The sequence below is a fragment of the Kitasatospora sp. NPDC089509 genome (genome assembly GCF_044749365.1).
Taxonomy (GTDB): domain Bacteria; phylum Actinomycetota; class Actinomycetes; order Streptomycetales; family Streptomycetaceae; genus Kitasatospora.
In genome coordinates this window covers 142,183-164,414 of the sequence record NZ_JBIVHS010000008.1, presented here as the reverse complement: position 1 = coordinate 164,414, position 22,232 = coordinate 142,183, and the positions used below count along the sequence as shown (strand labels likewise).

Annotated in this window: 21 protein-coding genes and 2 pseudogenes; 10 read left to right on the top strand and 13 right to left on the bottom strand. The window is 74.3% G+C overall.

The window, feature by feature from the left end; translation table 11 throughout:
- Positions 1-75 precede the first annotated feature (75 nt).
- The gene (zapE, locus tag ACIP4P_RS19405; protein ID WP_400920296.1) at positions 76-1,125 is read right to left on the bottom strand and encodes a cell division protein ZapE; all 1,050 of its coding nucleotides are present in this window, start codon (positions 1,123-1,125) and stop codon (positions 76-78) included.
- Between the two features lie 124 nt (positions 1,126-1,249).
- Here zapE and ACIP4P_RS19400 point away from each other — a divergent pair, with 124 nt between their 5' ends.
- The 4 genes from ACIP4P_RS19400 to msrB all read left to right on the top strand — a co-directional run bounded on the left by ACIP4P_RS19400 (position 1,250) and on the right by msrB (position 4,571).
- Complete coding sequence (locus tag ACIP4P_RS19400) at positions 1,250-2,041, top strand: pyrimidine reductase family protein (protein ID WP_400920011.1); 792 nt, start codon at positions 1,250-1,252, stop codon at positions 2,039-2,041.
- Positions 2,042-2,092: 51 nt separating this feature from the next.
- Entirely contained in the window at positions 2,093-2,554 is a 462-nt protein-coding gene (locus tag ACIP4P_RS19395) for an indole-3-glycerol phosphate synthase (protein WP_350511700.1), read from the top strand.
- 153 nt (positions 2,555-2,707) lie between these two features.
- Positions 2,708-4,138: a UDP-N-acetylmuramate--L-alanine ligase gene (gene murC / locus ACIP4P_RS19390; RefSeq protein WP_400920008.1), complete on the top strand. Its 1,431-nt coding sequence runs from the start codon at positions 2,708-2,710 to the stop codon at positions 4,136-4,138.
- Between the two features lie 28 nt (positions 4,139-4,166).
- On the top strand, positions 4,167-4,571 hold the full coding sequence (gene msrB, locus ACIP4P_RS19385) for a peptide-methionine (R)-S-oxide reductase MsrB (protein WP_400920006.1): 405 nt from the start codon (positions 4,167-4,169) through the stop codon (positions 4,569-4,571).
- 100 nt (positions 4,572-4,671) lie between these two features.
- On the opposite strand, the gene ACIP4P_RS19380 is transcribed toward msrB, so the two are convergent.
- The 8 genes and pseudogenes from ACIP4P_RS19380 to ACIP4P_RS19345 all read right to left on the bottom strand — a co-directional run bounded on the left by ACIP4P_RS19380 (position 4,672) and on the right by ACIP4P_RS19345 (position 12,267).
- Positions 4,672-5,865, bottom strand: a complete 1,194-nt coding sequence (locus ACIP4P_RS19380; RefSeq protein WP_350511703.1) for a cytochrome P450 — start codon at positions 5,863-5,865, stop codon at positions 4,672-4,674.
- Positions 5,862-6,497 (bottom strand): GTP-binding protein, encoded by a 636-nt coding sequence (locus ACIP4P_RS19375; protein WP_400920004.1) that lies wholly within the window; start codon positions 6,495-6,497, stop codon positions 5,862-5,864. The genes ACIP4P_RS19380 and ACIP4P_RS19375 overlap by 4 nt, the downstream gene beginning before the upstream one ends.
- Positions 6,475-6,837: a DUF742 domain-containing protein gene (locus tag ACIP4P_RS19370; RefSeq protein WP_350511704.1), complete on the bottom strand. Its 363-nt coding sequence runs from the start codon at positions 6,835-6,837 to the stop codon at positions 6,475-6,477. The genes ACIP4P_RS19375 and ACIP4P_RS19370 overlap by 23 nt, the downstream gene beginning before the upstream one ends.
- A 77-nt stretch (positions 6,838-6,914) precedes the next feature.
- A pseudogene (locus tag ACIP4P_RS19365) lies at positions 6,915-7,337 on the bottom strand (roadblock/LC7 domain-containing protein); the annotation flags it as partial.
- The gene (locus ACIP4P_RS19360; protein WP_400920002.1) at positions 7,334-9,121 is read right to left on the bottom strand and encodes an ATP-binding protein; all 1,788 of its coding nucleotides are present in this window, start codon (positions 9,119-9,121) and stop codon (positions 7,334-7,336) included. The pseudogene ACIP4P_RS19365 and the gene ACIP4P_RS19360, both read right to left, overlap by 4 nt.
- A gap of 152 nt (positions 9,122-9,273) precedes the next feature.
- Positions 9,274-10,284, bottom strand: a complete 1,011-nt coding sequence (locus ACIP4P_RS19355) for an MBL fold metallo-hydrolase (protein ID WP_350511706.1) — start codon at positions 10,282-10,284, stop codon at positions 9,274-9,276.
- 121 nt (positions 10,285-10,405) lie between these two features.
- Positions 10,406-11,209: a hypothetical protein gene (locus ACIP4P_RS19350; protein WP_350511707.1), complete on the bottom strand. Its 804-nt coding sequence runs from the start codon at positions 11,207-11,209 to the stop codon at positions 10,406-10,408.
- Between the two features lie 116 nt (positions 11,210-11,325).
- Entirely contained in the window at positions 11,326-12,267 is a 942-nt protein-coding gene (locus tag ACIP4P_RS19345; protein ID WP_400920294.1) for a GNAT family N-acetyltransferase, read from the bottom strand.
- 250 nt (positions 12,268-12,517) lie between these two features.
- Here ACIP4P_RS19345 and ACIP4P_RS19340 point away from each other — a divergent pair.
- The 3 genes and pseudogenes from ACIP4P_RS19340 to ACIP4P_RS19330 all read left to right on the top strand — a co-directional run bounded on the left by ACIP4P_RS19340 (position 12,518) and on the right by ACIP4P_RS19330 (position 15,731).
- Positions 12,518-13,815, top strand: a pseudogene (locus tag ACIP4P_RS19340) (DUF692 family multinuclear iron-containing protein).
- Between the two features lie 26 nt (positions 13,816-13,841).
- The gene (locus ACIP4P_RS19335; protein WP_400919999.1) at positions 13,842-14,879 is read left to right on the top strand and encodes a TIGR04222 domain-containing membrane protein; all 1,038 of its coding nucleotides are present in this window, start codon (positions 13,842-13,844) and stop codon (positions 14,877-14,879) included.
- Between the two features lie 69 nt (positions 14,880-14,948).
- Positions 14,949-15,731, top strand: coding sequence for a TIGR04222 domain-containing membrane protein (locus ACIP4P_RS19330; RefSeq protein ID WP_400919997.1), 783 nt, complete (start codon positions 14,949-14,951; stop codon positions 15,729-15,731).
- 78 nt (positions 15,732-15,809) lie between these two features.
- On the opposite strand, the gene hemQ is transcribed toward ACIP4P_RS19330, so the two are convergent.
- Genes hemQ through ACIP4P_RS19315 form a run of 3 tightly spaced genes read right to left on the bottom strand, consistent with a single transcriptional unit; the run spans position 15,810 to position 18,566 of the window.
- On the bottom strand, positions 15,810-16,535 hold the full coding sequence (gene hemQ, locus ACIP4P_RS19325; protein ID WP_350511711.1) for a hydrogen peroxide-dependent heme synthase: 726 nt from the start codon (positions 16,533-16,535) through the stop codon (positions 15,810-15,812).
- Entirely contained in the window at positions 16,532-17,962 is a 1,431-nt protein-coding gene (gene hemG / locus ACIP4P_RS19320; RefSeq protein WP_400919994.1) for a protoporphyrinogen oxidase, read from the bottom strand. The genes hemQ and hemG overlap by 4 nt, the downstream gene beginning before the upstream one ends.
- 34 nt (positions 17,963-17,996) lie before the next feature.
- The gene (locus tag ACIP4P_RS19315) at positions 17,997-18,566 is read right to left on the bottom strand and encodes a Uma2 family endonuclease (protein WP_400919992.1); all 570 of its coding nucleotides are present in this window, start codon (positions 18,564-18,566) and stop codon (positions 17,997-17,999) included.
- A 44-nt stretch (positions 18,567-18,610) separates the two neighbouring features.
- Between ACIP4P_RS19315 and ACIP4P_RS19310 the strand changes: the two genes are divergently transcribed.
- Together ACIP4P_RS19310 and ACIP4P_RS19305 are read left to right on the top strand one after the other, a co-directional pair.
- Positions 18,611-19,051 (top strand): DUF523 domain-containing protein, encoded by a 441-nt coding sequence (locus tag ACIP4P_RS19310; RefSeq protein WP_350511714.1) that lies wholly within the window; start codon positions 18,611-18,613, stop codon positions 19,049-19,051.
- Between the two features lie 117 nt (positions 19,052-19,168).
- On the top strand, positions 19,169-20,158 hold the full coding sequence (locus ACIP4P_RS19305) for a DUF4349 domain-containing protein (RefSeq protein ID WP_400919990.1): 990 nt from the start codon (positions 19,169-19,171) through the stop codon (positions 20,156-20,158).
- Between the two features lie 54 nt (positions 20,159-20,212).
- Here ACIP4P_RS19305 and hemE read toward each other — a convergent pair whose 3' ends face one another.
- Entirely contained in the window at positions 20,213-21,316 is a 1,104-nt protein-coding gene (hemE, locus tag ACIP4P_RS19300) for a uroporphyrinogen decarboxylase (protein ID WP_400919988.1), read from the bottom strand.
- A 146-nt stretch (positions 21,317-21,462) separates the two neighbouring features.
- On the opposite strand from hemE, the gene ACIP4P_RS19295 reads away from it, so the two are divergent.
- Positions 21,463-22,125, top strand: a complete 663-nt coding sequence (locus tag ACIP4P_RS19295) for a DUF3000 domain-containing protein (protein ID WP_400919986.1) — start codon at positions 21,463-21,465, stop codon at positions 22,123-22,125.
- Positions 22,126-22,232 lie beyond the last annotated feature (107 nt).

The following is a 22,232-nucleotide window of genomic DNA, read 5'->3' as shown; positions in this document are numbered from 1 at the left end:
TCCACCGTACGGCCCCGCACTGACAACCGGTGCCGCTCCGGTCCCCCGGGGGCGGGCCCCGCCCCCGGGCGGCGGTCAGGCCGGCTTCGCGCTGTCGCGGGCGAGTGCGACCAGGCGGGAGACGGCGCGCAGGTACTTCTTGCGGTAGCCGCCGCGCAGCATGTCCTCCGGGAAGACCTGGTCGAAGGGCAGGCCGGAGGAGGTGATGGGCAGCTCGCGGTCGTACATCCGGTCGGCCAGGACGACCAGGCGCAGCGCGGTGGACTGGTCGTCGACCTGGCGCACGCCGCGCAGGCAGACCGCCGTGACGTCGTCCAGCAGGGCGCCGTAGCGGCTGGGGTGGACGGCGGAGAGGTGGGCGAGCAGGGCGTCGAAGTCGTCCAGCGAGGCGCCGGGGGTGCGGGCGGCGACGGCCTCGACGACGTCGTCGGCGTACGGCGGCGGGGCGTCCGGCAGGCCGCGGTGGCGGTAGTCCTGGCCGTCGATCCGCATCGGGCGGAAGTGCGCGGACAGGCCCTGGATCTCGCGCAGGAAGTCGGCGGCGGCGAAGCGGCCCTCGCCGAGCTTCTCCGGCAGGGTGTTCGAGGTGGCGCACAGCTTGACGCCGTTCTCGACCAGCCGGCCGAGCAGGGTGGAGACCAGCACGGTGTCGCCCGGGTCGTCCAGTTCGAACTCGTCGATGCACAGCAGGGTGTGCCCGGAGAGGGTCCGGACGGCCTGCTGGAAGCCGAGCGCGCCGACCAGGTTGGTCAGCTCGACGAAGGTGCCGAAGGCCTTGGGGCCGGGGGCGGAGTGCCAGAGCGAGGCGAGCAGGTGGGTCTTGCCGACGCCGTAGCCGCCGTCGAGGTAGACCCCGGCCGGGCCGGTGGGCGCGGGGGCGGAGCGGCGGAACCAGCTGCGCTTGGGCGCGGAACCGTTTCCTCCCCCGAGCGTGGCCGCGAACTGCTCCAGGACCTGGACGGCCTCGTACTGGCTCGGCTGGGTCTGGTCCGGGATGTACGTCCCGAAGCTCACGTCGGCGAAGCGGGGCGGCGGGACCATCTCGGCGACCAGCCGCTCGGCGGGCACGACGGGGCGGCGTTCGGTGAGCGCGATCGGGGCGCCGGCCGGGCTCGCGGCGGCTATCGGGTCGGTCGCGGTGGCGGGGCGGGAGGCTGCGGGCACGGTAGTAGAGGGTACGCCTGGTCCCGGCCCCCTCCGAAACGCCTCCGGACCTCCTCCGGAGCGGCTCCGGTGGAAGACTGATCCCATGCAACAGTTGATCAGCCCGCTGGACGCCCCGGTCGCCGATCCGTCCGACCTGGAATCGCTCGCCGCCGTCTACGCGTACCCCGACCAGGTGAATCGGGGGCGTGCCTGGCTGCGCGCCAACATGGTGGCCGGGCTCGACGGCGGGGCGAAGCTCGACGGGCTGTCCGAGGGGCTGTCCGGCGACGCCGACAAGCGGATCTTCGGTGTGCTGCGGGCGCTGTCGGACGTGGTGCTGGTGGGCGCCGAGACGGTCCGGGCGGAGGGCTACCGGCCGGCCCGGGCCCGCCGGGAGTTCGCGGCCGCGCGGGCGGCGGCGGGGCAGGCGCCGGCCCCGGCGATCGCGATCGTGAGCCGCTCGCTGAACCTCGACCTGACCGCGCCGCTGTTCACGGAACCGCTGGTCAGGACGGTGGTGATCACCGTGGCGGACGCCCCCGAGGAGCGCCGCCGGGAGGTCGCCGGGGTGGCCGACCTGGTGCTCGCGGGGCGCGGCTCGGTGGATCTGCGGGCGGCCGTGGCGGCCCTGGTGGAGCGGGGCTGGACCCGGCTGCTGTCCGAGGGCGGGCCCCGTCTGCTGGGTCAGCTGGCGGCGGCCGGCCTGCTGGACGAGCTGTGCCTGTCGCTGGCTCCGCTGATCGCCGGGGGCGACGCGCCGCGCATAGTCCACGATGCGGAAATGCCTGACGTGCAGCGGATGCGGCTGGTCTCATTGATCGAGCAGAAAGGATTCCTCTTCACCCGCTACCTGCGTCACCTGGGTTCGGATGACCCCGTGACCCCCCGATCGTGATCCCGTTATGCGATGCCGGGGCCCGGGGGCCGGCCACTGGAAGGGACTCACGTGTTCAAGACGGTACTGATGATCGAAAAGGCGCTCTCGGACGCGGACGTGGAGCTGGTCACCACGCTCCACAGCGACGAGAAGGTGTCCTTCGTCGTCCTGATGCAGCCGCGCGGCAAGCAGGACGAACTGCTGCGGGCGCTCGACGACGTCGCCCTCGGCCACCTCGACAAGGTGGTGCACGAGCACGACGAGTCCGGGGGCGGCCCGACCGTGGCCGGCGAATCGCTGGAGCACAGCCTGCGCCACCTGCGCCGGGCCGGGGCCGAGGCGGTCGGCGAGCTGGTCGAGGAGAAGCCGCTGGACCGGCTGCGCGAGGTGGTCCGGCAGCAGGAGGCGGACGAGGTGGTGGTGCTCACCTCCCCGCACTTCGTGGAGGAGTTCTTCCACCGCGACTGGGCCTCCCAGGCCCGCCACAAGGTGGGGGTGCCGGTGCTGAGGCTGTTCGCCAGCGACTCGTAGCACCCCGGCTCCGCGCGCCGGTGGTGCAGAATCGTCCTTGCGGTCCGTCCGCGAGGACGATTCGCGCGTCTCGTGCGCGTCGCGCCCCGCGCAGGCCCCGTGCCTCGCCGGACCCACCTGCCCAGCCAGCCATCGCCCGTACGGAGCCACGCCTTGAACGACGCCGCGCACGACCTGCACGCCCCGCACTTCATCGGCATCGGCGGCGCCGGGATGTCCGGCCTGGCGAAGATCCTCGCAGTGCGCGGTGCCAGCGTCTCCGGCAGCGACTCCAAGGAGTCCGAGACCGTCCTCGCGCTGCGCGCCCTCGGCGCGACCGTGCACGTCGGCCACGCGGCCGAGCACGTGCCGGACGGCGCCAGCAGCATCGTGGTCTCCAGCGCGATCCGCGCCGACAACCCGGAGCTGGTCGCCGCCCACGAGCGCGGCATCCCGGTGGTGCACCGCTCCGACGCGCTGGCCGCGCTGATGGGCGGCCGCCGGGCGCTGGCGGTGGCCGGCACCCACGGCAAGACCACCACCACCAGCATGCTCGCCGTCGCCCTCGGCGAGCTCGGCCTGGAGCCGTCCTACGCGATCGGCGGCGACCTCGACGCGCCCGGCTCCAACGCCCACCACGGCAGCGGCGAGATCTTCGTCGCCGAGGCCGACGAGAGCGACCGCAGCTTCCACAAGTACGCGCCCGAGGTGGCGATCGTGCTCAACGTGGAGCTGGACCACCACGCCAACTACGCCTCGATCGACGAGATCTACGAGTCCTTCGAGACCTTCGTCGGCCGGATCACCCCCGGCGGCACCCTGGTGATCTCCGCCGACCACGACGGCGCCCGCGAGCTGACCGCCCGGGTGGCCGGGCGCGAGGGCCTCCGCGTGGTCACCGTCGGTGCCGCCGAGGACGCCGACCTGCGCGTCCTCTCCGTCGTCGCCCACGGCATGACCAGCGAGGTCACCGTCCTGCTGGACGGCGCCGAGCTGACCTTCACCGTCTCGGTGCCCGGTCGGCACTACGCCCACAACGCGGTGGCCGCGCTGGCCGCCGGCGTCGCGCTGGGCGTCCCCGCCGCCGACCTGGCCAAGGCGCTCGGCGCCTACACCGGCGTGCGCCGCCGCCTCCAGCTCAAGGGCGAGGCGGCCGGCGTCCAGGTAATCGACTCCTACGCCCACCACCCGACCGAGATGACCGCCGACCTGGAGGCCATCCGCGAGGGCCTGGAGGGCGAGGGCCGGGTGCTGGTGGTCTTCCAGCCGCACCTGTTCAGCCGCACCCAGCAGCTCGCCGAGGAGATGGGCGCGGCCCTGGCGCTGGCCGACGCCTCGGTGGTGCTGGACATCTACCCGGCCCGCGAGGACCCGATCCCCGGCGTCACCAGCGAGCTGATCATCGACGCCGCCCGCCGGGCCGGCGCCGACGTCACCCCCGAGCACGACTTCGCCGCCGCCCCCGCCCTGCTGGCCGGCCTGACCCGCCCGGGCGACCTGCTGCTCACCATGGGTGCCGGCGACGTCACCAACCTGGGGCCCGCCATCCTGGACAAGTTGCGGGGAAGCCTGGAGCACCTCGCGAACGTTGCCTCCAACGTCTGACCTACGTACGCCGCGAGCGGGAGTCGTGATGAGCTACGAGATCGAGAAGACCGAGGCCGAGTGGCGCGCCCAGCTCAGCCCCGAGGAGTACCACGTGCTCCGCGAGGCCGGCACCGAGCGCCCCTTCGTCGGCGAGTACACCGACACCAAGACGGTCGGCGTGTACGGCTGCCGGGCCTGCGGGGCGGAACTGTTCAGCTCCGAGACCAAGTTCGACAGCCACTGCGGCTGGCCCTCGTACTACGCGCCGCTGGCCCAGGACCGGGTCGAGTACATCGAGGACACCTCGCTCGGGATGCGCCGGGTCGAGGTGCGCTGTGCCAAGTGCGGCGGGCACCTGGGGCACGTCTTCGAGGGCGAGGGCTACGGGACGCCGACCGACCAGCGCTACTGCATCAACAGCATCTCGCTGACGCTGCGGCCGGCCGAGTAGGCCCGTAGGACCTGGCAGGACCTGAGCGCGAAGGCCCGGACGGTCGCCGTCCGGGCCTTCCGGCTGTCCGGTTGTCCGACCGCCGGGCGCGGTCCGGCCGCTATCCGGCGAGCGGGGCGAAGCGGACCGGCAGGTGCACCAGGGCGCGGTGGAAGGGGCCCGGGCGCCAGAGCAGGTCCTCCGCCGGGGTGGCGAGTTCGAGGTCGCTGAGCCGACTGGTCAGCTGCTCGATGGCGGTGATCGCGATCAGCAGGGCCGGGTCCCGGGCCGGGCAGGCGTGCGGGCCGGCCGCCCAGGCCAGGTGGGCGCTCTCGCCGCTGCGCAGCTCGTTGCCGTCGGTGGGCGGCGCGGCCTGGGAGTTGGCGGCCGCGTACGAGACCAGCACCAGCGAGCCGGCCTTGATCTCGCGGCCGTGGAAGGTGATGTCGTACCGCGGGTAGTGGGCCGAGAGGTTGGCCAACGGCGGCTCGTGCCACAGCACTTCGTCGATCGCCTGGTACGCGGTCATCGCGCCGCCGAACAGCGAGCCGGCGTAGCGGGCGTCGGTGAGCAGGCGCAGCAGGGCGTTGCCGATCAGGTTGGTGGTCGGCTCGTGCCCAGCGATCATGGTGAGGGTGATCTGCCGGATCACCTCGTCGTCGTCCAGCCCGACCGGGTGGGTGACGAACCAGGAGGCGAGGTCGTGCCGGGGGCGCGCGCGGCGCTCGGCGACCATCGCGGTGACCACCGCGACGAGCTTGCCGTACGCGGCGCCGGCCCGGGCGGTGGACTCGATCAGCCCGGTGATCGCCGCCACCACCTCGGCGTGCTCCTCCTCGGGCACGCCGAACCAAGTGGTGAGCACGAAGGCGGGCAGCTGGCGGGCGTACTCGGCGATCAGGTCGGCGTGCCCGACCGCCGCGAAGCGGTCGATCAGCTGGTGGGCGGCCGTGGCGACCTGGCGCTGGAGGCGGTGCGGCTCGAACAGGGCCAGACCGTCGGTGATCACCGCGCGGTAGCGGGCGTGCGTCGGGCCGTCGCTGAACAGCGCGGTCGGACGGTAGCCGAGCACCGGCAGCAGCGGGGAGTCCGGCGGGACGGTCGCCTGCCAGGCCCGGGAGTCCTTGGAGAAGGTGTCGCTGTCGCGCAGCAGGTCCAGGGCGGCCTGGTAGTCGGTGACCAGCAGCGCCTCGACGCCGGGGGCGATCTCCACCGGGGCGACCGCGCCGTGCCGGCGCAGCCGCTCGTACACCAGCTGCGGGTCGGCGGCGAAGACCGGGCCGTGGATGGGGGTCGGTCGGGTTTCGGTGGTCACTGTCCCTCGTGGGTGTCGAGGCCGACGGGCAGGGTGTCCAGGACGTGCTCGGCCAGCGCGATCAGCGCGTCGAGGCTGCTCCCGCGCTCGCGCGCGTCGCACAGCAGCAGCGGGGTGGCGGAGTGCAGGTCCAGGTGGGCGCGCAGCACCTCGGGCGGGTGGTCCGGCGAGCCCGGGAAGCGGTTGACGGCGACGGCGTACGGCAGGCCCTGCTCCTCGACCATGTCCATGATCTCGAAGGAGTCGGCCAGCCGGCGGGTGTCGGCCAGCACCAGGGCGCCCAGGGCGCCGCGGGCGATGTCCTGCCAGAGCGGGAAGAAGCGGCGCTGGCCGGGGGTGCCGAACATGTAGAGCACCGTGTTGCCGGGCAGGGTGAGCCGGCCGAAGTCCACCGCGACGGTGGTGGTGGACTTCTCGGGCAGGTCGGCCAGGTCGTCCACCGGGCGCCCGGTCTCGGTCATCGCCTCCTCGGTGTGCAGGGTGGCGATCTCGGACAGGGTGCGGATGAGCGTGGTCTTGCCGACCCCGAACGGGCCGGCGACCACCAGTTTCATCAGCGTTTGGTCCCGGTCGGGGAGGTAGCCCACCCGGTTCGGCCCCCCGGCCCGGTCAGCGGAGCGCACGGAGTCCAACGAGGAGCCTCTCGACGATGGAGCGGTCGGTCTGCTGGGCGCGCGGGATCGGCGCGCGGGCGTGCAGGCAGCCCGCCTCGACCAGGTCGGCGGCCAGGAAGACCGTGGCGCTGACCGGCAGGCGCAGGTGCGCGGCGGCCTCCACCACGGTCAGCGCGCCGGGGCGCAGCAGTTCCCAGAGCCTACGGTGTTCGGGTTCGAGGTCGCTCGGCGGTTCGGCCCGGTCGGCCCGGTCCGCGAACAGGACGGTGAGCCGCTCGAAGCCCTCGGTGCCGGGGCGGCTGCGGCCGCCGGTGGCGAGGTAGGCGGGCACCATCCGCCTGCGGGGGACGGCGTTCATGAGCCCGAGGCACCTGATTCCGCGGCGGCCGCTCCCTCGGTGGCCGGTGCCGCGGCTGGGGATCCCGCGGTGGCCGGTGCCACGGCCCCCTGCTGCCGGGAGGGGCTCGCCAGCGCGCGGCCGAGGGCGGCCACCTGGAGCTGCATCTGGTAGGCCACGTTGCCGAGTTGGGCGTCCGGGGCGGCGAACACGGCGAGCGAGGTGTTCTCCCCGGCGGGGACGACGATGGCGTAGCCGAGGTCGGACTCCACCACGGTCTGGGCCAGCCGCGGCCGCTCGTTGTCGGTGAAGGCGGTGGTGAAGGCCCGGGCGGCGGCGTGCACCGTGGCGGTCATCGCGGCGGTCCGCTCGGCGGAGGCCCGGCCGAGGCCCTCGGAGGCCCCCTCGACGAGGCCGTCACCGGTGGCGACCACCGCGTGCAGCACCCCCGGCAGCTCCAGCAGCGGGTTCAGCACCCAGGAGATCTCGTCGGTCGCGGTCGGGCTGGGCGAGCTGCTCACTGCTCGGCTCCTTCTAAGGTCGGTCCGGTGGTGTGGTCGCCGGTGGCGGGGGCGTCGCCGGGGCTGGTGGTGCGGTCGGGCAGGTCGGGCAGGTCGGCCCGGGCGGCGGCCCGGCCGGAGCCGGTGCCCTGCTGCAGCGCCTGCCAGCGGGCGGCGGCCTGCTCGGGGCTGCGCAGGTACGGCGCGGGCTGCTCCCCGGGGCTGCTCGCCCGCCCCGGCTCCTCGGCGGTGAGCGGACGGCGGCGGCGCCGGCTGGGCAGGCCGCTGCCGTCCCGGTCCGGAGCGGCGTCCGGAGCGGTGTCCGGGGTCGCGCCCGGGGCGACGTCCGGGGTCGCGGCCGAAGCGGCTTCGGCGGCGGGCTCGGGCACCGGGTCCGGCACCACGTGGATGGTCGGCGCCGGGTGCGGGCCGGGCTGGTGGTGGCGGTCGGCGAGCACCGGCCCGTCCTGCTCGTCGGCGTCGCGCATCGGCGGGACGGCCGCGACCGCGGGCGCCTGCGCCGGGCCGCTGCCGGCCCGCAGCGGCAGCGGGGTGAGCACCGACAGCTGCTGCTCGTCGTCCACCGTCGTCACCAGCGCGGCCGGGATGCGCAGGATGGTCCGCATGCCGCCGTACGGCGAGGGCTCGATGTGGCAGGTGAAGCCGTACTGGCGGACCAGCTTGCCGACCACCGCGAAGCCGGTCTTGGGCGGGTTGCCCAGTTCGGTGAGCAGCAGGTCCGACGGGCCGGCCAGCAGTCGGCGGGCCCGGCGCAGCTGGTCCTCGTCCATGCCGATGCCGCTGTCGTCGACGATCACCAGCGCGCCGCGGCCGCCCTGCTGCACGGTGACCGGGACGTCGGTCTCCGGGTGGGAGTACGCGGTGGCGTTGGCGAGCAGCTCGGCGATCGCGATGGCGATCGGCTCGGCGGCCCGGGCGACCACGGCCAGCCGCTGTTCCCGCAGGTGGTTGGCGACCTTGATCCGGGCGTAGCCGGGCACCCGGGAGAGCGCGCCGACCACCACCTCGGCGAGCGGGGAGTCGGTCCGGGCCAGGCCCGGCCAGGCCTCGCAGAGCACCGCGACGGTCTGGATCCGGCGCAGCGCGACCTCGTTGCGGAAGTCGAGCTCCAGCAGCCGGGGGTCGTCGTTCTCGTGCTGGAGCTGCTGGACCAGGCTCTGGATCTGGTACAGCAGGGTCTGGATCCGGGAGGTGGCGCCGCGCATGGCGGCCCGGGCGGCGGCGTCGACGCGCTCGCGCTCGTCGGCGAGGGCCGCGGTGGTGGCGTCCAGGACGGACTGCAGCGCCCGGACCGCCTCGACCCCGACGGTCTGCGCGTCCAGCGGGCCGACCTGCGGGGCGTTGGCGTGGGTGAGCCGGACGGCGGTGGCGGCGACGCGTTCCTGGGCGAGGTGGCGGATCTCGGCGAGCAGTGCGGCGGCGCGCCGGTCGGCGGCGGCGAGTCGGGCCTCGGCCTCCTCGGCCCGGGTGTTCGCCTCCCCGACGCCGGCGTTCGCCTCCTTGGCCCGGGCGTTGGCGGCGGCACCGCGCTGGTCGGCGGACCGGGCGTGCTCCTCGGCCCGCCGGGCCTGCTCGGCGGAGTTCCGTACGGCCTCCTGGGCCTCGTGCAACTGGCGGGCGGCGCGGGCGAGTTTGGCCTCCGCGGCACGGGCCTGCTGCTCGCCGTGGCCGAGCGCGGCCTCGGCGGCCACCGCCCGGCCGACGGCCGCGGCCCGGCTGCGGGAGAGCACGACCGTGGCCGCGGCGGCGACCAGCGCCAGGGCGATCAGCGCGATCAGCGTCATCGGGGTCCTCAGGTGTCCTTGCTGCTCGGTCTGGGGCGTCGCCCGGTGTCCGTCCGGGGCGCGCCCGGTGTCCGCACCCGGCGGTCTCCGGGCCCGTCTCCGTCAACGGCCGCGGGGCCGGGCCGGGTTCGCGTCCGGGCGGCGGGCCGGCGTCAGTTCCGGCCGGCGCGCGGGCGCGGGATGCGGGCGGCGTCCTCGGCCAGTTCGCGGGCCACCAGGGCGACCTGGCCCATGGCGTCCAGGATGCCGGGGAGCGCGGAGCCGTCCAGGTGCCGGTACTCGGCCCCGACGGTGATCACCAGCCGCTCGGGCAGGCCGAGTTCGGGGTGGCGCTGCTCGGCGATCACCCGCCGGGCGGCGTCCAGCGCGGGGATCCCGGCGGCGTGCAGGGCGTGGGCGCGCTCGCGGACGTACGCCAGGTAGCCGATGTGCTCCTGGACGCCGTCGCGGTCGAGCACCGGGCCGTGGCCGGGGACGAAGATCTCGGCGCCGGTGGCGAGCGCCCGCTCGCAGGCGCCGATGACGTTCTCCAGCGGGCCGGCCCAGTGCGAGGGGTGGTCGCCGGGCTGCTCGGGGGTCGAGGAGAAGATCACGTCGCCGGTGAACACCGCGCGCTGGTGCGGGAGGTGGACCATCAGGTCACCGCCGGTGTGGGCGGCGGGCAGGCTGGTGATCTGCACCGGGTAGCGGCCGACCTTCAGCTCCAGCTCACCGGTGAAGACGGTGTCCGGGTGCACCGGCTCGGTGGTGGACCAGTCGAAGCGGCCGAAGTGCTCGCGGAGGTAGCCGCCGAGCGGGGAGTCCGGGTCGCTGTCGGTGAGCAGGGCGTGCTGCTGCTGGGGGGTGGGCTCCCAGTGGATGTGCTCCAGCGCCTCGCGGGTGGCTATCACCTCGGCGTCCGGGAGCACCCCGGCGCCCCACAGGTGGTCGCCGTTGGCATGGGTGACGACCACCCGGTCGACGTCGACCCCGGTCGGCAGCAGGCGCCGGCTGGCGGCCAGGAACTCGCCGGCCAGCGAGGGGTCGTACGGGGTGTCGATCCAGAGCGCGGTGGTCTCCGAGGCCAGCAGGCCGCAGTTGGCCAGGCCCCAGCCCCGCTTCGGGGGGAGCCACACATACAGGTCCTCGGCAATCGCGCTCACGTTCGCCCGGTTGATCGTCATGCGCGCGATTATGCCCATGATGTGTCAGGGATGGGGCAAAACCTGTACGAACGGCTGGAGTTCATGCCCCGGTCTCTCCCGCACTGTCCGGTTTCGCACCGCATGGTCGAGACCAATTGTCTCACTGCTCGGGACGACTGATGGACACCTCACCGCGGAACCCGGACGGGACGTCGGACCGCGGCGCGGGGAGGACCCGGCAGACCTCGACCGTGACGTCCACCGTGTCCAGCCCGATCACCCGCCCCTCCACCGCGACGAATCCTTTCTCCCCCGAGCGGAACAGCGCCGCCAGCGGCGAGCTCCGGTTCGCCGAGGTCAGCGCCTCCACCGCCATCGCCGAGCCGAAGGCGAACACCCCGCACAGCACGACGCAGGGCGCGTGCCGGGGCGTACGGGTGACGAAGATGAAGCCGTGGTCGCGGATCAGCTCCCCGGCCGGGTTGTACAGCGCCTCGAAGGTCATGCCGCCCCAGCGGGCCCGGGCCTCCTCGGGGAACTCGACCGCGAAGTCCGGGAACACCGCGTCCAGCACCCCGCCGGAGTAGGAGTTGACGCCCGGACCGCCGATCGAGAAGGTCGGCATCCGCGGGTCCTGCGCGCCCGCCACCACCAGTTCGATCGTCGCCTTCCGGTTGACCTTCCGCAGCAGGTCGGTCAGCTCCGCTATCGCCCTGGCCTCGGCCATCGGCACGAACAGCACGTTCTTCGGCCCGCGGCTGGTCAGCTGACAGCCGTCCGAGGTGAAGGCGAACTCCGCCACCTCCAGGCTCGGGATGACGATCTGCACCCGCCCGTACGGCGCCAGCAGCGCCCGCAGGAAGCCGTAGCGCAGGAACAGCCTGGTACGGGCGAGGGAGCGGGCCGCGAGGAAGCCGATCACGGCCGGAACGGATGCGATCAGCACCTGGAGCAGGATCTCCATATGATCCCCCCGGAGGAAGACTCGACCACGAACTGTGCGCTCTGGTCATGTCCCCGCCCGTGGCCGAAATTACCCCCTTCGGCGGCCACTTGACGTCACGGCCGTCGCACCGGGGGTCACGCCAGGCGCTTGATCCCCTTGCGCTCCCCCGCGCATCGCTCGTACCCCAGCCACGCGTTGATCGCCAGCATCGGCGCATTGGTGGTGTCGTTGCTGGTGTACGCGCGCCGGCACCCCGCCTCCGCCGCCAGCCGCAGCGACTCCCGCTTGGCCAGCTTCGTCAGACCACGGCCGCGGAAGTCCCGTCGGCAGGCGGTGAACGCGGACCAGTAGCGGTCCACCCCGTCGGTCTGCGCCAGGCTGAGCGCGGCCGGTTCGCCGTCCACCACGGCCACCACGGTCAGCGCCCGGTCCAGGTCCGGCCGCTCCCAGGTGCTCCGGAGCCAGTCCTCGTACTCCAGGGCGTCCATCGGCACCTCACCGGGCTCGTCCCGAGAGGCGTCCGCGTCGACCAGGAACAGGGGCTGCGGGTCGTCCGCCCAGTCGGTCGCCGGACGCAGCTCGACGCCGGCCGGGCGCTCCGGTGCCTGCGGCAGCGGCAGCGTCAGGTCCCGTGCACTGAAATGCGCGGCACGCCCCTGCTCGTAGCCCCGAGCGGCGGCGAAGGCCAGTGCGGCGGGCTCCTCGTCCAGCCAGGAGTGCAACTCGGCCACCCCGAGGGCGATCAGGTGCCGTTCGGCCGCGGCCAGCAACGCCGTGCCCGCGCCGCGCCGCCGGAACTCCGGCAGCACGCTGCCGTTGGCGTAGCCGACGCCGGCGGTCGTCGTCCCCGTCACCACCCCGCAGCGCACCCCGCCGACCACCCGGCCGTCCAGTTCGGCGACGAAGGTGCGGAAGTGCTCGTCGGAACCCGGCCGGGCGTTCAGCCAGAGCACGACCTCGGCGCTCATCACCAGGTGCTCGCGCCCGGCGCGGTGGGCGGCCGCCACCGCCTCGGCGTCCTCGGGGCGGAAGTCACGGATCGTCAAGGAAGTCTCGGTCATGGATTCGCACGCTATCCGCGCCCTCCGTCCGACGCCTCCGATTTTCGCCCCGCCGCGGCGGCCACCTGCGCGGACGGCCGCGCCCCGGGACCGAAGCCCCTCTTCACCGGGGCGGCAAGCTCAAATAATGCTCTGAGAAGACCGGGTGAGGCTTGGCAGCCACCCCACCCGGGGACATCCTCAGCAACACGGCCGCGCAGTCCTGGCGACGACGCCCGCACCGCCCGACGGCCTCCCCACCCAGCCCTCCGAAGGGGGCGAACCGATGACCTCCCCCGCCCCGCACCTGCCCGGCTCCGCCACCACCGACCGCCCCGCCGGCACGGGCTCCGCGCCCCGGCTCGGCGTCGGCCTCGGCTGGCGCAGCGAGATCGACACCGTGGTCGAGCGCCAACCCGGCCTGGACTGGGTCGAGGTGGTCGCCGAGAACATCTGCGCCGACCACCTGCCCGCCTCGCTCACCGTGCTGCGCGAACGCGGCGTCACCGTCGTCCCGCACGGCGTCGGCCTCGGCCTCGGCGGCGCCGACCGGCCCGACCCCGACCGGCTCGGCCGGCTCGCCGGGACGGCCCTGGCGCTCGGCTCCCCGCTGGTCACCGAGCACCTGGCCTTCGTCCGGGCCGGCGGCCTGGAGGCCGGCCACCTGCTGCCCGTCCCGCGCACCCGGGACTCGCTGCGGGTGATCGCGGAGAACATCCGGATCGCCCGGGACCAGCTCCCGGTGCCGCTCGCCCTGGAGAACATCGCCGCCCAACTCGCCTGGCCGGACGACGAGTTCACCGAGGGCGAGTTCCTCGCCGAACTGGTCGACCGGACCGGCGTCCGACTGTTGATCGACGTCGCCAACCTGCACACCAACCGGGTCAACCTCGGCACCGACCCGGCCGCCGAACTCGACCGCCTGCCACTGGAGGCACTCGCCTACGTGCACGTCGCCGGCGGTGCCCTGGTCGACGGCGTGTGGCACGACACCCACGCCCACCCCGTCACCGCACCGGTGCTGGAGGTGCTGGCCGAACTCTGCGCGCGGGTCGAACCGCCCGGCGTCCTGCTGGAACGGGACGCCGCCTTCCCGCCGCCCTCCGAACTGGCCGGTGAACTGGACGCCATCCGCAGGGTGCTGGAGGGGAGCACCCCGCGATGCCGGACCTGACCGCCGCCCGGGAGCGCCTGGCCCGGCGCCAGGCGGAGCTGCTGGCCGCCCTGGTGGCCGGCGGACCCGTCCCGCCCGGCTTCGACCCGGACCAGGTCCGCGCCCAGTCCACCGGCCTCGCCGCCAAACGGCGCGACACCACCGCGAAGACCGCCCCCGACCTGCCCCGCCTGCTCGGCGCGCAGTACGGGCCGCTCTTCCTGGAGTACGCCCGCACCCACCCGCAGACCGGCGGCTACCGCGCCGACGCCCGGGCCTTCGCCGAGTGGGTGCTCACCGACGGCGGCCCGCCCGCCGCCGACCACCGCCGCGCCCTGGAGCAGTGGCTCCAGCCGGATTCCGAACCGGTGCGGGTGCGACGACCGCCCGGCCCGCTCACCCGGCTCCGCCGGGCCCTGCGCGGCCACTGATCCGACGCCTTATCGGGGGACCGCCCATGTGGCACAACAGCTACTTCCTGATCCCGGCCGTCCTGCTGTTCGCGGCCGCCCTGTACGCCGCCCGGACCCGGCAGCGGGTCCGGCACGTCCCGGACCCGCAGGGCCTGCCCGGCCGCGGCCTGCCGCTGCTGGACACCGCCTTCCTGGCCGGCGGGCCCGGCCGGGTCTTCGACACCGCGCTGGTCCGGATGCACCTCTCCGAGCAGGCCGTGATCAGCCGCGCCGGCCTGGTCACCCTCACCGGCGCCCGGCCGTACGACGCCGTCGACCAGGCCGTCCAGGACGCCGTCGGCAGGACCGGCAGCCGTGAACTCGCCCCGCTGCGCCGCACGGTGATGCGCTCCGCCGCCGTGCAGGAGATCGGCGACCGGCTCGCCGACCGCGGCCTGATGCGCCGCCCCGAACTGCTGCGCCGGGCGCTGATCGCCCGTCGACTGCTCTGGCTCGCGCTGCTCGACGTCGTGCTCTTCGCCGGGATCGCCCTGCTGCTCGACGGCAACGACGCCCTCTACGACCGCCCCGACCTCCGGTACCCGGCCCTCCTGCTGCTCGTCGGCGCCGTCGCCCTCGCCATCGGTGCCCGGGCCGACGGCCGGATCACCCCGGCCGGGCAGCGCCAGCTCGCCCTGATGCAGGGCAGCACCCCGTGGCAGCCGAGCCACGGCATCTCGCCCAAGCTCGCGGGCGGCGCGATGCTGGGCGCCCTCGCGCTCGGCGGGTTGGCCGCCGCCGGGCTCGGGAACCCGGAGCTGGAGGCGGCCATGGTGGCCGCGACCGTCCAGGAGGAGGCGATCCGGCAGGCCTCCGGGGGCGGCTGGTCCTCGTCGTTCTTCTCCTCCTCCTCGTCCTCCTCGTCGTCCTCCTCGTCCTCGTCCTCGTCGAGCTGCGGCTCCTCCTGGTCGAGTTGCGGCTCCTCGCACCACCACTCCTCGTGCGGCTCCTCGCACTCCAGCAGCTGCGGTTCGCACTCCGGCTGCGGGTCCTCCTCGTCCAGCTGCGGGTCGAGTTGCGGGAGCAGCTGCGGTGGCTCCTGACGTCACAGTTCGGTATCGCGCTCCGGGAAGCCGTTCCGCACGGCCCGGCCCCAGGCATAGAACAAGCCCATGTGGTTGCTGTTCCTGATACCGGCCTGCGTCGCGGCAGTGCTCTCCTGCCTCCGGCTGGTGCGGATGACCGCCACCGCCGACGCCCTCGCCGACCAGGACCGGTCGCGCCCGCCGGAGGCCGTCGGGATCGGGCTCTACGAGACCGCGTACCTGGCCGGCGGCCCGGACCGGGTGGTGGAGCTGGCCCTCGTCCTGATGGCCGGCCGCGGCCGCCTCCACCTGGCCCACACCGGCTGGACCACCGTGGTCGACCCCAAGGGCCGCAGCCGCCTGGAACGCGCGATCATCGCCACCGTCGGCCCGGACGGCCAGTGCCGCACCGACGAACTGCGCCGGGCGATGGGCGAGCACCCCACCGTGCTGGAGATCGGAGCCCGGCTCTCGCTGGCCGGCCTGGCCACCCCGGCACTGATCCAGCGCAACACCGTGGTGGTGGTCCGCCAGGTCCGGCACGCGATGCTGCTGACCGTGGTGCTGCTCGCCGCCGCGATCTCGCTCAGCGGCTTCACCGGCGGCGACACCCTCGCCCCGCTCGCCTGGTTCTCCCTGCCCCTGATCCTGACCTCGGGCACCCTGCTGATGGCCCGGGTCGACGTCTACCCGTACACCCGCTGGGCCTCCCCCATCGGGCAGGAGGTGCTGCGCGAGGTCCGCCCGACCCGCCAGCGCGGCCTCGCCGACGACGAGGAGCGCGAACTCCTCACCGCCGTCGCCATGAACGGCCCCGCCGTCCTCCCCGACCCCCGCCTCCGCGCCGCCCTCCGCCCCCACCGGACCTAACGGCCCCAGCGGACCCGACGGACACCCCGGAAACGGCACGGGGCCCGCCGAAGCGGGCCCCGTGCACTGCGTCGCGGGTCAGACCAGGCCGTTCAGCAGCTCGCTCACCGGCTTGCGGCGGCCGGTGTAGAACGGCACCTCCTCGCGGACGTGCAGCCGGGCCCGGGAGGGGCGCAGGTCGCGCATCAGGTCGACGATGCGGTGCAGTTCGTCCGCCTCGAAGGCGAGCAGCCACTCGTAGTCGCCGAGCGCGAACGAGGCGACCGTGTTGGCCCGCACGTCCGGGTAGCCACGGGCCATCTGCCCGTGCTCGGCGAGCATCGCGCGCCGCTCGGCGTCCGGCAGCAGGTACCACTCGTAGGAGCGGACGAACGGGTAGACGCAGACGTAGTCGCGCGGGCGCTCGTCGGCCAGGAAGGCCGGGATGTGCGACTTGTTGAACTCGGCCGGGCGGTGCAGGGCCATGTTCGACCAGACCGGCTCCAGCTGGCGGCCGAGGCCGGTGCGGCGGAAGCGGTTGTACGCCTCCTGGAGGTCGTCCGAGTCCTCGGCGTGCCACCAGATCATGAGGTCGGCGTCCGCGCGCAGCCCGGACACGTCGTACGTGCCGCGGACGGTCACGTCCTTGGCGTCGAGCTGGGCGAACAGCTCGTCCACCTCGGCGGCCAGGGCGGTGCGGTCCTCGGGCAGGGCGCCCTTGAGCTTGAACACCGACCACATGGTGTAGCGGATGACCTGGTTCAGGTCGCGCGCCTTCTTCTTCTCGGGCCGCTGCTCGGGCTCCCGCTCAACGCTCTCAGTCATGCGCCCATTGTCCTCTCCGTGGAACCGTCCCCGGTCGCCGGGGTCAACAGATTGTCGATGGCCGCCACCGCGGCGGCCGCCGAGCCGATGCAGGCCGGGATCCCCACCCCGTCGTACGCGGCGCCGCACAGCGCCAGCCCGCCCACCGCCCGCGCCGCCGCCCGCACCCGGGCCACCCGGTCGGCGTGGCCCACCGGGTACTGCGGCAGGCCGGCCGTGAAGCGCGACACGAAGGTGTCGTACGGCCGGGCGGTCAGTCCGATCGCCTCCGCCAGGTCCGCCAGCGAGCGGGCCACCAGCTCCTCGTCCGGCAGCTCCAGCGCCTGCTCCTCGCGGTGGCGGCCGAGCGAGGTGCGCAGCAGGAAGGCGTCCGGCGCGGAGCGCGCCAGCCAGCCCCACTTGTTGGAGGAGAAGGTCGAGGCCTTGATCCGGCGGCCGTCCACCGGCGGCACCAGGAAGCCGCTGCCGCCGGGCGCCTCGGCCAGGTCGGCGCGGCGGAACGCCAGGGTCACCAGCGCCATGCCCGCGTACTCGACGGAGTCCAGTTCGACGGCGGCCGCCGGGGCGTCCGCGCGCAGCAGCCGGGCCGCGGCCGGTGCCGGGACGGCCAGCACCACGGCGTCCGCGGTCAGCACCTCGCCGCCGGCCATCACCCGCCAGCCCTCGGGGGTGCGGCGCAGTTCGTCGACCGGGGTGTCGGTGCGCAGGTCCACGCCCGCCTCGACGCAGGCCTTGGCGACCGCCTCCGGCAGGGTGCCGAGGCCGCCGCGCAGGCCGCTGAACACCGGGGTGCCGACCACCTGCGGCCGGGATGCCAACGCGTGCACCCCGGCGACCAGCGAGCCGCCGCCCTGAGCGATCGGCAGCAGCTGCGGTACGGCGGCGCGCAGCGAGATCTCCTCGGCGCGGCCCGCGTAGACGCCGCCCAGCAGCGGCTCGACCAGCCGGTCCACCACCTCCTGGCCCAGCCGGTCGGCGACGTAGCGGCCGATCGCGACGTCCGCCCCGACCTCGGTGGGCCGCTCGTGCCGGGCCCGCTCCAGCCCCTCGGCGCTCAGCACCCCGGAGGCGGCCAGCGCCTCCAGGTCACCCGGGACGCCCATCACCTGCCCGCCGGGCAGCGGCCGCAGCGCGCCCCTGGTCCAGATCGCCGCCTTCGCGGTGGTCGGCGGCTCCAGCTCCGTGCCCAGCCCGACGGCCCGCGCCAGCTCCACCGCCTCCGGCCGCCGCGCCAGCACCGACTCGGCCCCGAGGTCCACCCGGACCCCGCCGACCTCGCCGCCCCACAGCTTCCCGCCGACCCGCCCGGACGCCTCCAGCACCGTCACCCGCGCCCGCGCGGGCCCCCCGGCCGCCCCGCTCAGGAAGGCGGCCGCAGCCAGCCCCGCGATCCCACCACCGACGACGACGACCTGTGCTTCCGACATGCCCCGCAGTCTCGCAGGTCTTTACACCGAAGCCTCAATCCGCTGCACGCGCCAGGTCGATGGAGATCGGAAACGGCACCGGCCGCTCCAGCACGCCGCGGAAGATCCCGACGGGGGCGTACGAGGAGGTCGCCTGCTCCAGCTCGTAGACGTGCGCCACTGGAGCACCGTCCTCCTCGTCCACGATCCAGTAGTGCGGGATCCCGGCCTCGGCGTACTTGTGGAACTTCACCCCGCGGTCACGGCACTCCGACTCCGGTGAGACCACCTCGACCACGAGCACCACCTCGCGCGGGCGGTACCCGGTGCAGGATGGATCATCAGTCACCGCGGACACCAGCACGTCCGGTTCCAGGCGGTTCCACTCGTCCAGCGTGACCGACCTCCGGGTCTGGGCAAGGACCCCGTCCGGGGCGAGCTCGGCCAGGGCCGACGTCAGCCGTGTCGCGAGCCCGTTGTGCCGGGGGTGCTGAGGCGCCAGTCGGAAGACCAGGGCGCCGTGCAGCAGTTCGGTGTGCGGCGGTGCCTGCGGCAGGTGATCGAGGTCGTCGGCGAACCAGCCCTCGGCGCGCGGCGGGTACATCCAGTCCGGCAGCTCGTCCATGACCCCAAAGTAGTGGGTGCGCCACGCTTCGTAGACTCGCTCCCATGGAACCGATCGTGGTGAGTGCCTGTCTCGCGGGGATCCCCTGCCGGTACGACGGGCGGGCGAAGACCTCCGCCGACGCCGTGCGGCTGGTCGAGGAGGGGCGGGCCGTGGTGGTGTGCCCGGAGGGGGCGGGCGGGCTGCCGACGCCGCGGGCGGCGGCGGAGATCGTGGGCGGGGACGGCGCGGACGTGCTGGACGGGCGGGCGCGGGTGGTGGACGCGACCGGGGCGGACCGCACCGAGGAGTTCGTGACCGGGGCGCGGGCGGCGTTGGCGGCGGCCGAGGCGGCGGGGGCGCGGCGGGCGGTGCTGATGGCGCGCAGTCCGTCCTGCGGGTGCGGGCAGCTGTACGACGGGACGTTCTCCGGGGAGCTGCGGCCCGGGGACGGGGTGACGGCGGCGCTGCTGCGGCGGGCGGGGATCGAGGTGCGCGCCGGGTAGGTCGTGTCCGTCCCGCCACCGAGCTGTGATGGACCCGCGATCCACCGGGCGGGTCCTTCGGGCAGGCTCTTGCGTCCAATGGCGAGAACCGTCAACGGACTTGGGGAGGGCCCGGGAATGGGAAGACAGGCGAGAGCCGGCGCACTGGGGGCGGCGGTGGCCGCGGCGGTGCTGCTGGTGGGGGGCTGCAGTGCGAGCAGCAGCGGGGACTCGGGGCGGAGCGACTCGGCCGGGGTGCCGGCGAAGGCGGCGGGACCGGGGGCGCCTCCGCCGGCGAACGGGAGCGCGAACGGGGCCGCGAGCGCCCAGCCGTCCGGCGCCCCGGCGGCGGCCGGGGTCACTCCGGCCGCCGACACCCGGCTGATCTCGTACACCGCGCAGCTCGCCCTGCGCGCCAAGGACGTCGGGCAACTCCTCACGAAGGCGCGGGAGTTGACCACCGCCTCGGGCGGCTACGTGGACGGTGAGGCGGTCGGCGGCGGTGGTGCGGACGAGGTCGGGCAGCTGACGCTGAAGATCCCCTCGGCCGCCTACCAGCAGACCGTGGACCAGCTGGCGGCGCTGGGCGAGGTGGTGTCCCGGAAGAGCCAGGCGGACGATCTGACCCAACAGGTCGCGGACGTGGCGAGCCGGGTGCAGACCCAGCAGGCGAGCGTGGACCGGGTGCGGGCGCTGATGCAGCAGGCCAAGTCGTTGAGCGACATCACCTCGTTGGAGAGCGAGTTGAGCCGCCGGGAGGCGGATCTGGAGTCGCTGCAGAAGCAGCAGAAGGAGCTGTCCGCCCGGACGTCGTACTCGACCGTCACCCTGGACGTCCGCCACGAGGTCGCGGCCCCGACTCCGACGCCGGCGCCGAAGGCCGAGGAGAAGGGCTTCGGTGACTCGGTCGGTTCGGCGCTCGGCGGCGGCTGGCACGTGCTGGTGACGATCGTCTCCGCACTGGTGGTGGCGCTGGCCGCGGCGGCGCCGTTCCTGCTGGTCCTGGCGGTCCCGGGGGCGCTGCTGTTCCGCTACTGGCGCCGCACCCGGCCCCGGCCCTTCACTTCCAAGGAGAACGAGGAGAACCAGGAGAACGAGCAGGCAGGGCCCACCGGGCCGACGGGCTGACCCGCGTCGATGGCGGGCCCCCGGAAGCCGGACGGGCCCGCCACCACGGCGGCGTCAGCGCGCGCTGGCCTCGTGCACGAAGGCGACCAGACGGCTGAGCGCGTCCGGGTCCATCGACGGCATCACGCCGTGGCCGAGGTTGAAGATGTGGCCGCTGCTGCCGAGCGCCTGGGCGGCGTGCAGCACCTCACGGGCCTTGGTCTCGACGACCTTGGTGGGCGCGAACAGCACCGCCGGGTCGAGGTTGCCCTGGAGGCCCTTGCCGGGGCCGACCCGCTCGGCGGCGACGTTCAGCGGCACCCGCCAGTCGACGCCGACGATGTCCGCGCCGGCCTGGCCCATCAGGCCGAGCAGCTCACCGGTGCCGACGCCGAAGTGGATCCGCGGCACCCCGTAGGAGGCGACGGCGTCGAAGACCTTGGCGCTGGACGGCATGACCGAGCGGCGGTAGTCGTCCGGCGCGAGCGCGCCGACCCAGGAGTCGAACAACTGGATCGCGGAGGCGCCGGCCTCGATCTGCACCTTCAGGAAGGCGGAGGTGATGTCGGCGAGCCGGTCCAGCAGGGCGGCCCACAGCTCGGGCTGCCCGTACATCATGGCCTTGGTGTTCTCGTGGTTCTTGGACGGCCCGCCCTCGATCAGGTAGCTGGCGAGCGTGTACGGCGCGCCCGCGAAGCCGATCAGCGGGGTGCCGCCGAGCTCGTCGACCAGCAGGCCGACGGCCTCGGTGACGTAGGGGACGTCGTCGGGCTCCAGCGGGCGCAGCCGCTTGAGGTCCTCGAAGGTGCGGATCGGGTCGGCGATGACCGGGCCGATGCCGGGCTTGATGTCCACGTCGATGCCGACGGCCTTGAGCGGGACCACGATGTCGCTGAAGAAGATCGCCGCGTCCACCTTGTGCCGGCGCACCGGCTGCAGGGTGATCTCCTTGACCAGCTCGGGCCGCATGCAGGAGTCCAGCATGGGGACGCCCTCGCGGACCTTCAGGTACTCGGGCAGCGAGCGACCGGCCTGGCGCATGAACCAGACCGGGGTGTGCGGCACCGGCTCGTGCCGACAGGCGCGCAGGAACGCGGAGTCGTACGCGGCGCCGCGGCGCGCGGGGGTGGTCCGGCCGTCGAGGGTGGCCGCCGTCTGGTCTGCCGTAGTCTCGCTCACGGGTCAAATCTTCGCACGCGCCCGGGGGCGCCCTTCCCGGGCGGTCTCGTCGGTTCCTCCAAGATCTGGCCGGGTTTGCCGTTCCGGCACGCCGCTCGGACGGAAGTTGCGGCGATAACCCGGGTTTTCGACCTAGTCTTCGGGTCATGGCAGCGGTCGGCGGGCACCCCACGCAGGGTGGCGGAACAGGTGGCGGAACGGGTCGGGAGGGGGCGCCGAGCGAGTTCCGGGCCGCCGTGGAGGCCCTCGACGGGGCGCGGCTGCGGCCCGAGGTCCAGCTCTCCCCCGCGCCGGCCCCGCGCCGGCTCGCCCCGTACGCGTTCGCGCTGACCGCCACCGTGGAGGTGGACGGCGACGAGCTGGCCGACGGCCGGCTGGTGCTGCTGCACGACCCGGCCGGGCAGGAGTCCTGGAACGGGGAGTTCCGGGTGGTCACCATGACCCGGGCCGAGCTGGAGCCGGAGATGGCCGGCGACCCGCTGCTCTCCGAGGTCGGCTGGGCCTGGCTGCTGGACGCGCTGCAGGCGCACGGCGCCGGGTACGCGGAGCCCTCCGGCACGGTGACCCGCTGCATGTCGCAGTACTTCGGCGGCCTGGCGGACCGCCCGTCCTCGACCGAGATCGAGATCCGGGCCTCCTGGACGCCGGCCGACGGCCGGTTCGAGCGGCACCTGGCGGCCTGGGGGGACCTGCTCTGCATCAGCGCCGGGCTGCCGCCGGCCACCCCGGCCCCGCCGACCCCGGCCGAGGTCACGTCACTCGGTGGGGTGGTCCCGATGCCCGCCCGGCGACGCCCCCGGTCGCACTGACGGGTGGCGTCCGGGCCGGACGGCACCTCCCGCCCCGATGCCACCCCCAGGGCTGACGGAGTGTGACTTCGGCCCTGCTCTGCGTCAATTAACCGGTCAGATCCGAC

Coding starts and splice junctions, on each gene's coding strand:
- ACIP4P_RS19400 (WP_400920011.1), top strand. CDS start 1,250: ATGCAACAGTTGATCAGCCCGCTGGACGCCCCGGTCGCCGATCCGTCC.
- msrB (WP_400920006.1), top strand. CDS start 4,167: ATGAGCTACGAGATCGAGAAGACCGAGGCCGAGTGGCGCGCCCAGCTC.
- ACIP4P_RS19370 (WP_350511704.1), bottom strand. CDS start 6,837: ATGAACGCCGTCCCCCGCAGGCGGATGGTGCCCGCCTACCTCGCCACC.
- ACIP4P_RS19360 (WP_400920002.1), bottom strand. CDS start 9,121: ATGACGCTGATCGCGCTGATCGCCCTGGCGCTGGTCGCCGCCGCGGCC.
- ACIP4P_RS19355 (WP_350511706.1), bottom strand. CDS start 10,284: ATGACGATCAACCGGGCGAACGTGAGCGCGATTGCCGAGGACCTGTAT.
- ACIP4P_RS19350 (WP_350511707.1), bottom strand. CDS start 11,209: ATGGAGATCCTGCTCCAGGTGCTGATCGCATCCGTTCCGGCCGTGATC.
- ACIP4P_RS19335 (WP_400919999.1), top strand. CDS start 13,842: ATGTGGCACAACAGCTACTTCCTGATCCCGGCCGTCCTGCTGTTCGCG.
- ACIP4P_RS19330 (WP_400919997.1), top strand. CDS start 14,949: ATGTGGTTGCTGTTCCTGATACCGGCCTGCGTCGCGGCAGTGCTCTCC.
- hemQ (WP_350511711.1), bottom strand. CDS start 16,535: ATGACTGAGAGCGTTGAGCGGGAGCCCGAGCAGCGGCCCGAGAAGAAG.
- hemG (WP_400919994.1), bottom strand. CDS start 17,962: ATGTCGGAAGCACAGGTCGTCGTCGTCGGTGGTGGGATCGCGGGGCTG.
- ACIP4P_RS19315 (WP_400919992.1), bottom strand. CDS start 18,566: ATGGACGAGCTGCCGGACTGGATGTACCCGCCGCGCGCCGAGGGCTGG.
- ACIP4P_RS19310 (WP_350511714.1), top strand. CDS start 18,611: ATGGAACCGATCGTGGTGAGTGCCTGTCTCGCGGGGATCCCCTGCCGG.
- ACIP4P_RS19305 (WP_400919990.1), top strand. CDS start 19,169: ATGGGAAGACAGGCGAGAGCCGGCGCACTGGGGGCGGCGGTGGCCGCG.
- ACIP4P_RS19295 (WP_400919986.1), top strand. CDS start 21,463: ATGGCAGCGGTCGGCGGGCACCCCACGCAGGGTGGCGGAACAGGTGGC.